At 70.4% G+C, this 7,628-nt stretch carries 8 protein-coding genes; 4 read left to right on the forward strand and 4 right to left on the reverse strand.

All coding sequences use genetic code 11. From position 1 onward, the window contains the following. Positions 1-236 precede the first annotated feature (236 nt). The 3 genes from FKV25_RS16415 (at position 237) to FKV25_RS04430 (ending at position 2,035) form a co-directional block, all read left to right on the forward strand. On the forward strand, positions 237-743 hold the full coding sequence (locus FKV25_RS16415; protein ID WP_425462606.1) for a hypothetical protein: 507 nt from the start codon (positions 237-239) through the stop codon (positions 741-743). A gap of 71 nt (positions 744-814) precedes the next feature. Continuing rightward, positions 815-1,546: a pseudouridine synthase gene (locus FKV25_RS16420; protein ID WP_246071912.1), complete on the forward strand. Its 732-nt coding sequence runs from the start codon at positions 815-817 to the stop codon at positions 1,544-1,546. A 135-nt stretch (positions 1,547-1,681) separates the two neighbouring features. Continuing rightward, complete coding sequence (locus FKV25_RS04430; RefSeq protein WP_170218524.1) at positions 1,682-2,035, forward strand: hypothetical protein; 354 nt, start codon at positions 1,682-1,684, stop codon at positions 2,033-2,035. A 74-nt stretch (positions 2,036-2,109) separates the two neighbouring features. Here FKV25_RS04430 and kbl read toward each other — a convergent pair whose 3' ends face one another. After that, entirely contained in the window at positions 2,110-3,312 is a 1,203-nt protein-coding gene (gene kbl, locus FKV25_RS04435; RefSeq protein WP_141517592.1) for a glycine C-acetyltransferase, read from the reverse strand. A gap of 116 nt (positions 3,313-3,428) precedes the next feature. Here kbl and FKV25_RS04440 point away from each other — a divergent pair, with 116 nt between their 5' ends. Next, complete coding sequence (locus FKV25_RS04440) at positions 3,429-4,124, forward strand: hypothetical protein (RefSeq protein WP_141517593.1); 696 nt, start codon at positions 3,429-3,431, stop codon at positions 4,122-4,124. Here the strand turns inward: FKV25_RS04440 and FKV25_RS16560 are convergent. The 3 genes from FKV25_RS16560 to FKV25_RS16160 form a co-directional block, all read right to left on the reverse strand. Further along, a complete protein-coding gene (locus FKV25_RS16560) occupies positions 4,098-4,229 on the reverse strand; it encodes a hypothetical protein (RefSeq protein WP_281286207.1) in 132 nt (43 codons plus the stop codon). The two genes, FKV25_RS04440 and FKV25_RS16560, sit on opposite strands and share 27 nt — an antisense overlap. A 7-nt stretch (positions 4,230-4,236) precedes the next feature. Beyond that, positions 4,237-5,271, reverse strand: coding sequence for an L-threonine 3-dehydrogenase (gene tdh, locus FKV25_RS04445; protein ID WP_211345365.1), 1,035 nt, complete (start codon positions 5,269-5,271; stop codon positions 4,237-4,239). An 82-nt stretch (positions 5,272-5,353) separates the two neighbouring features. After that, positions 5,354-7,628 (reverse strand): tetratricopeptide repeat protein (locus tag FKV25_RS16160; protein WP_170218526.1); only part of this gene is annotated, 2,275 nt, incomplete at its 5' end.

A 7,628-nucleotide genomic window follows, 5' to 3' on the forward strand; every position in this document is an offset into this window, starting at 1 on the left:
TCGCACCGAGCTGAACGTGCAGAACTGATCCATGCAAGGCGGGCTTCGCGGCCCGCCCCATGGTTCCCTGGAAACCCGGCCTCGTGCCGGGTTTCTTCGTTCCGGGCTGCCGCATCGCCGTTCGATGAGCCAAACGTGACGCGCGCCGGTTGTCGCCTTCCATGGGCAGGCCTAAACTGCCGCATACGTTCATGCGCCGCGCATGAGCCTTGGCCCCACGCCAAAGGAGATCCCCCATGCCGCGCATTCTCCCCCTTCTTTCCCTGATGTTCCTCGCTGGCGGGGCGAACGCCGCCACCGCAAACTGCAACGGCCTGGCGCCGCCGCAACCCCTCCCGGTGCGGCCGACCATCGTCGCGCCGGTCTCGGCCGAACTGACCGCGCCCAGCCAGCAGCTCGGCGCACCCACGGGGGTCCTCGCGCACGCCTACGACGAAGCGCAGTCGCTGGACCAGGTGGTGTTCCGCCTCAAGCTCGGCAACTGCCAGAGCGTCGCCAGCGCGATGCCCGCGGTTGCACCCGCGGCACTGGAAGCCAACGACCCGGCGGCGTACAAGCCGCGCACGGAATTCGACAACGCGCCGTGGCGGTTCGACATGAACCAGAACGGCAAGCGCATGACGGCCGAGGAGTTCGACGCCTGGATGAAGTCGCGCGGCGTACGCGTGGCCAAGGGCGCGCCAGCGCCCACCGCGACACCGGCGGTGCAGGCGGAAGCACCCGCCGAGGATGGAGACGAATAGGTCGTGTCGCCGCTTCCAGTGACCGGACGGCGGCCGCGCAAGCGGCCGTCTACGTTTTGAGTGCCGTTCCGATGCGTGCGCCTGCCCGACACGGCCTGGCCCGCTCGCTTTCCAAGCAGGGCGTCTGTTCGCGGACGGAGGCGGCGCGATGGGTCCTGGCCGGCCGCGTCAGCGTCAACGGCCGGGTCGTGCGTGATCCCGAGTTTCCCGTTGCCGGACGCGAGTGCCGGATCGCGGTGGATGGCCGTGAGCTGGCGCCGCCGGCCCGCATCTACCTGATGCTCAACAAGCCGCGGGGGCTGGTCACCACGGTCCGCGACGAGCAGGGTCGCGACACGGTCTACCGATGCCTGGAGGGCGCCGCCCTGCCGTGGCTGGCGCCCGTGGGACGGCTCGACAAGGCCAGCGAAGGCCTGCTGCTGTTCAGCAACGACACCGGCTGGTCGTCCCGGATCGCCGATCCCCAGACGGGCCCGGACAAGACCTATCACGTGCAGGTAGGGGGGCTTCCAGACGCGACGCTCATGGACGCGCTGAAGACCGGGGTGGACGATGCCGGCGAACGCCTCCACGCGCGCGACGCGCGCGTGCTCAGGCATGGCGCGCGCAATGCCTGGCTCGAGATCGTGCTCGATGAAGGTCGCAACCGCCAGATCCGCCGCCTCCTGGCCGCCTTCGACCTGCCGGTGTTGCGGCTGGTGCGGGTATCGATCGGCGGGCTGGCCCTGGGCGAGCTGCCCAAGGGCGAGTGGCGACCGCTCAGCGAAGACGAGGTCCGGGCCCTCGCCGCGCCCAGTCTTTGACGCGTTCCCGCCGCTACCGCCGGTCGGAAAACCGCCGGATTGTCGGGAACGTGCAGGTCTTCACGATTTCTCCACATGCATAACGCGCGCGCAGGGATTAATCTTCCAGTTACTTTTGTTGGGGAGTAACTCGTGATGCGCAAGAATCCACTGATCGCGGCGGTCTCGCTCTGCCTGTTCGCCACGGCCGCCTTCGCACAGGATCCGGCTGCCGGCGCGCAGGACGCGGCACCGGCCGACGCGGCCGCGCCCGCTGCGGCAAGCCAGGTGCCCGATCCCAATACCTACAAGCCGCGCACCGAGCACGACAATGCGCCGTATCGTTTCAACATGCACCAGGAGGGCCGGCAGATGACCGCCGACGAGTTCGACGCCTGGATGAAGGCCCGCGGCGTGCGCGTGGCCCGCGGTGCCGGGCAGCCCGCTGCGGCGCAGGTCGCTCCGGCGCAGCCTGCGCCGCAGGCCGCCGAGGGTGGCGGCACGCCCTGATCGAATGGCAGGGCGCCCCTGCCCGGACGGCGGGGGAGCGTCGGAAGCCGCCGGATCCCGGCGGCTTCCGGATGTCAGATGACCCCCAGCTCGCGCCCGATGCGGGTGAAGGCATCGATGGCGCGGTCGAGGTGTTCGCGATCGTGCGCCGCGCTCATCTGGGTGCGGATGCGTGCCTGGCCCTTGGGCACCACGGGGAAGAAGAAGCCGATCGCATAGATCCCTTCCTCCAGCAGCCGCTCGGCGAACTTCTGCGCCAGCGGCGCGTCGTAAAGCATCACCGGGACGATCGGATGCTCGCCCGGCTTGAGGTCGAACCCGGCCGCGGCCATCTTCTCGCGGAAATACGCGGTGTTCGCGGCGAGGCGCTCGCGCAGCTCGCCGGCGCTTGAAAGCATCTCGAATGCCTTGATGCCGGCGGCGACGACGTGCGGCGGCAGCGAGTTGGAGAACAGGTAGGGACGCGAGCGCTGCCGCAGCATCTCGATGACCTCGCGCCTGGCCGTCGTGAACCCACCCAGCGCTCCGCCCATCGCCTTGCCGAGGGTGCCCGTGATGATGTCGATGTCGGCCAGCACGCCCTTGACCTCGGCCGAGCCCTTGCCGTTCGCTCCCAGGAAGCCCGTGGCATGGCATTCGTCGATGTGCACGAGCGCCCCGTACTTGCGCGCCAGCGCGGTGATCCGGTCGAGCGGGGCGATGAAGCCGTCCATCGAGAACACGCCGTCGGTGGTGATCAGCTTGGTGCGGCAGCCGGCGGCATCGGCGGCCTGCAGTTGCGCCTCCAGGTCGGCCATGTCGCAGTTGGCGTAGCGGAAGCGCTGGGCCTTGCACAGGCGCACGCCGTCGATGATCGAGGCATGGTTGAGGGCGTCAGAGATGATCGCGTCCTCCGGTCCCAGCAGGGGTTCGAACAGGCCGCCGTTGGCATCGAAGCAGGCGGCGTAGAGGATCGTGTCCTCGGTGCCGAAGAACGACGCGATGGTCGCCTCGAGCTGCTTGTGCAGGTCCTGGGTGCCGCAGATGAAGCGCACCGAGGCCATGCCGAAGCCATGGCTGTCGAGCGCGGCCTTCGCCGCCTCGATGACGTCGGGGTGGTCGGCCAGTCCCAGGTAATTGTTGGCGCAGAAATTGAGCACCTTGCGGCCGTCGGCCAGGGTGATCTCGGCCGACTGCGGGCTGGTGATGATGCGCTCGGCCTTGAACAGGCCCTGCTCGCGGATGGCGTCGAGTTCGGCGGCGTAGTGGGCGGTCAGCGGGGCGGTGTCGTTGGGCATGCGGGGCTCCGGCGCGCGCGGCGCGGCAATGTCGTGTCACGGGTAAGCGCCCATTCTATCGGCTGGCGATGGCCGGGGCAGGGGACCTGGAACGAAGCATCGACTAGGATCGTGGGATGCGCCACGACGCCGGACCCGGTCCGAAACCAAGGCCGCCGAGCGGGTGGCTGCCGCTGTCGTGCGCGCTGCTGCCGTTCCTGGCCGGGCACCTGGCCCTGTACCTGTCGATCCGCGACGGCTGGGTGGCCGCCTGCCTGCCGCACCTGGAGGGCTGCACGTCGATCAGCCGCGCGGCCCGGCATGGCGGGGGCAACGGCGTGTTCAAGGCCCTCATGGGGCCGGCGGCGGTCCTGCAGGCCGTGTTCTGGTGGCGGATGGCGCCCTGGTTGCACATGCGCGCGGGTGCCGACCCGCGCCCGGTGGCCTGGCTGGGCCTGCTGGCCACGGCCTTCCTGCTGCTGTACGTCGCCTTCCTCGGCAGCGAGGGCGAGGTCTACCGCCTGCTGCGCCGCTACGGCATCACGGTGTATTTCGGGGGCACCTTCCTGGCGCTGATGCAGGTGTTGCGCGGGCTGGCACGGGTGCGGCCGCGCCCGGCGATGGCGTGGCCGCTCCAGGGCGTTGCCCTGGGAATGCTGGCGCTGGGCATCGCGAGCGTGGTGGCGTCGGCAGCGGTGGCCGACCCGGTGGCGCGGGATCACTGGGAGAACCGCCTCGAGTGGCAGCTCGGCCTGTGGCTGACGGCGATGTTCGGCGTGTTCGCGTGGGCGTGTTGGCGCGAGCGCTCAGGCGGCGTCGTCGGCGCCGGGTGAGGGCCGGGGCGGGCTGGACGGCATGCGCGCGCCCCTGACCATGGTGGCGACCAGGCCGGCGAGCAGGAGGCCCACCAACCCGGTCAGCAGCATCGTCGTCGACACGTCCGGCTCAGTTCCAGCTCAGCACGACCTTGCCGGCCTTGCCCGATTCCATCAGGTCGAAGCCTTCCTGGAAGTCCTCGATCGGCAACTGGTGGGTGAGCACCTTGCCCAGGGGAAATCCGCTGAGCACGAGCTGGGTCATCTTGTACCAGGTCTCGTACATCTTCCGGCCGTAGATGCCATGCAGGGTCAGGCCCTTGAAGATGATCTTGTCCCAGTCCGCGCCCGCGCCCCTGGGCATGATGCCCAGCATCGCGATCTTGCCGCCGTGGTACATGCAGTCGAGCATGTCGTTGAAGGCGCGCGGATTGCCGCTCATTTCCAGGCCGACGTCGAAGCCTTCCATGTGCAGGTCGGCCATCACGTCCTTGAGCGAGGTGTTGGTGACGTTGACGACCCGGGTCGCGCCCATGTCGGCGGCCAGCTTCAGGCGGAAGTCGTTGACGTCGGTGACGACGACGTTGCGCGCGCCGATGTACTTGCAGATGCCGGCGGCGATGATGCCGATCGGGCCCGCGCCGGTGATGAGCACGTCCTCGCCGACGACGTCGAACTCCAGCGCGCAGTGCGCGGCGTTGCCGTACGGATCGAAGAATGCCGCCAGTTCACCGGGGATCTGGTCGGGGATCGGCCACAGGTTGCTGGAGGGCATGACCACGTATTCGGCGAACGCGCCGTCGCGGTTGACGCCGATGCCGACGGTGTTGGGGCACAGGTGCTGGCGACCCGCGCGGCAGTTGCGGCAGTGCCCGCAGACGATGTGGCCCTCCGCCGAGACGCGCTGGCCGACGCGGTAGCCGGTGACGCCGGGGCCGATCCCGGCGATGCGGCCGACGAACTCGTGGCCGATGACCAGGCCGGGCTTGATCGTGCGCTGGCTCCACTCGTCCCACAGGTAGATGTGCAGGTCGGTGCCGCAGATCGCGGTCTTCTCGAGTTTGATCAGGACTTCGTTGGGACCGGGTTCGGGCACCGGCACCTCTTCCATCCAGATGCCCTTTCCGGCTTCGCGCTTGACCAGGGCTTTCATCATTTGGCTCATCGACACCAGCCGCGCGCAGCGGCCCTTTTGAAGGACGGCCTTCCATTATATCGCCGGCACCCGGTGCGGGCCGACGGTCGGTTCAGGGCGTATCGTCGGCCTTCAGGCTGTCGCCGCCGGTAGCCGGCATCATCCAGTCCACCGAAACGCCGCGCAGGCCGGTGCGCGCGACCAGGGCCATGCGCGTGGTGGCGATGGGGCCCGAGGTCGTCCTTCCCTGCAGGGCGTCGAGCGCGCGCAGGCGGGCGAGCATGTCGTCGCGCGATGCGGCCTCGCGTTCGAGCGTGCGCAGCCGTGCGTCCGCGCCGGCAGGGTTTCCATCGAGGCGGGCCACGCCGGCTTCCACCAGGTCGATGCGCTGATCGACCAGCCAGATCGGCTCGGGCAGGCTGGCGCGCGCCCGGGCGGCCCAGCGACGACTGTCGTCGAGTTCGCCACGCGACAGGGCCAGTTCGGCCAGGCCCACGTGGGCCATCGCGGTGAGCATGCCGTAACCGGCGCGCTGCACTTCCGGCAGGACGTCGCGGTTCAGGCGTTCGGCTTCGTCGGGCTCGCCGGCGGCGGCGAGCAGGGGTGCGACTTCCAGTTTCAGGATCCAGCGGCCTGGCGCCGTGTCAAGGTCCGGCAGCTTGCCCAGCGCCCGATGCAGGCCGGCCAGGGCCGCGGCGGCATCCCCGGTGGCCAGGTCCACCTCCGCCAGGCCGATGATGGCGACCAGTTCCAGCGCTGGATCGGTGGCCGGACAGCGGGCATAGCTGGCGCGCGCGGCCTGCGGGTCGCCCATGGTGGTCTGGATCTGCCCGCTGGCGCAGGCATAGCGGTCCCTGACCGATTGCGAGGGCGCGGGCAGGCCCGGGTCGTCCATCCGGGTGCGGCCGCGCTCGGCAGCGGCCAGTGCGCGGGCGTTGCGCCCCTGCATCTGGTCGATGAACACCTCGAACAGGCGTGCCCAGGTGACCAGTTCGCCCTGCTGGTCGTTGCCGGCCATGCGGGCGATGCGCTCGCCGGCCTGGGTGAAGCGCCCCTGCAGGTATTCCTCGTTGAGCAGGTCGCGCTCGATGGCGTTGGTGCTCCACGGGTCGTCCATCGACTCGGCCACGGCCATCGCCTGCATCAACCGCAGGCGGTAGGCCTGGATGTTGCCCGCGCGATATTGCTGGAAGGCCGCCGCGCGCAGGGCGCCCAGTTCCAGTTGCCGCTGCCCGGCCGCGCGCGCCTGCGCCAGCCACTCGTCGAGGTAGCGGTACTGCCCCTTCGGCGGGCCGAGGACTTCACCCAGGAAGCGTGCGCGCAGGGCGGAGAATGCATCGCCCGCTCTCTCGAACTGCGCCGCCGCGGCCTCGAACGCGGCGCGGGTGTCGCGGTCCGGTTCGCCGTCGACCTGTAGTTGGGCGAGCAGCATCAGCGTGTGGCCGCGGTCGTAGGCCCATTCCTCGCCCGCGGCGGCGGCCAGCGCGTCGGCCCTGCGGGCGCTCTCGATCGCGCCCTCGAGGTCGCCCAGGGGGGCCTGGAAGATCGCCCGGTTGAACCACTTCTGCATTTCCGTCGAGGCCGGCAGGGGCCGGTCCCAGATCGGCGCCTGCATCAGTGCCAGTGCATCGGCGAAGCGGCCGGCGCGCCCCAGCGCGCGGGCCTGCTGCTGCGCGAACCAGGTCTGGTCCGGGTAGCGCTCGGCGAGCCGGGCATAGGCCTCGGCCGCGGCGGCGTGGTCATTCGACAGGGCCAGTTGCTGGGCCTGCAACAGGGCCTCGGCCTCGGCGGGCATCGGTTGCAGCAGCTTGCGTGCGGTCTCCAGGTGGCGGCGCGCTTCCGGCAAGCGGCCAAGGGTCGCCTGGGCGCGGGCCAGGTGCAGGTGGCCCAGCGCGAAATCAGGGGCGTCGCGGACCAGTGCGTCGCCGGCCTCCACCGCGTCGCTCCAATGGTGGGCACGTCGCGCCCGTTCCAGCGCAAGGAAGCCGATCGCGGCCTCGGGCGTCGCCCGCAGCGAGGGCCAGGCCTGCGCCGGGCGGTCCGGATGGAGCGCGGCGAGCACCGCGTCGGAGAGACGGTCGACGAGCAGGGCGACGTCCGCCGCATCGCCTTCCTGCTGCAGTCGATGGACCTCGCCGTCCTTCTCGAACCGCGCCCGCACGACACGCTTGCCCGGGCCCTGCGGCGACGGTCCGGCGGAGAGCAGGACCACGGTGTTGCGTGCCTGCGCGGCCGGATCGGCCGCCAGGTGGGCGGGGGTCAGCACGGTGACGTCGGGCAGGGAAGCGAGCTTCCAGCCCAGCCAGGCATCGAGCAACTCCAGGGACGCCGCGTCGGCGCTGTCGCGGCCGGGGTCCTCGACCGGGATCAGGGTCACCGACGCCGGC

It is taken from the genome of Marilutibacter aestuarii (genome assembly GCF_006546775.1).
Lineage (GTDB): Bacteria > Pseudomonadota > Gammaproteobacteria > Xanthomonadales > Xanthomonadaceae > Marilutibacter > Marilutibacter aestuarii.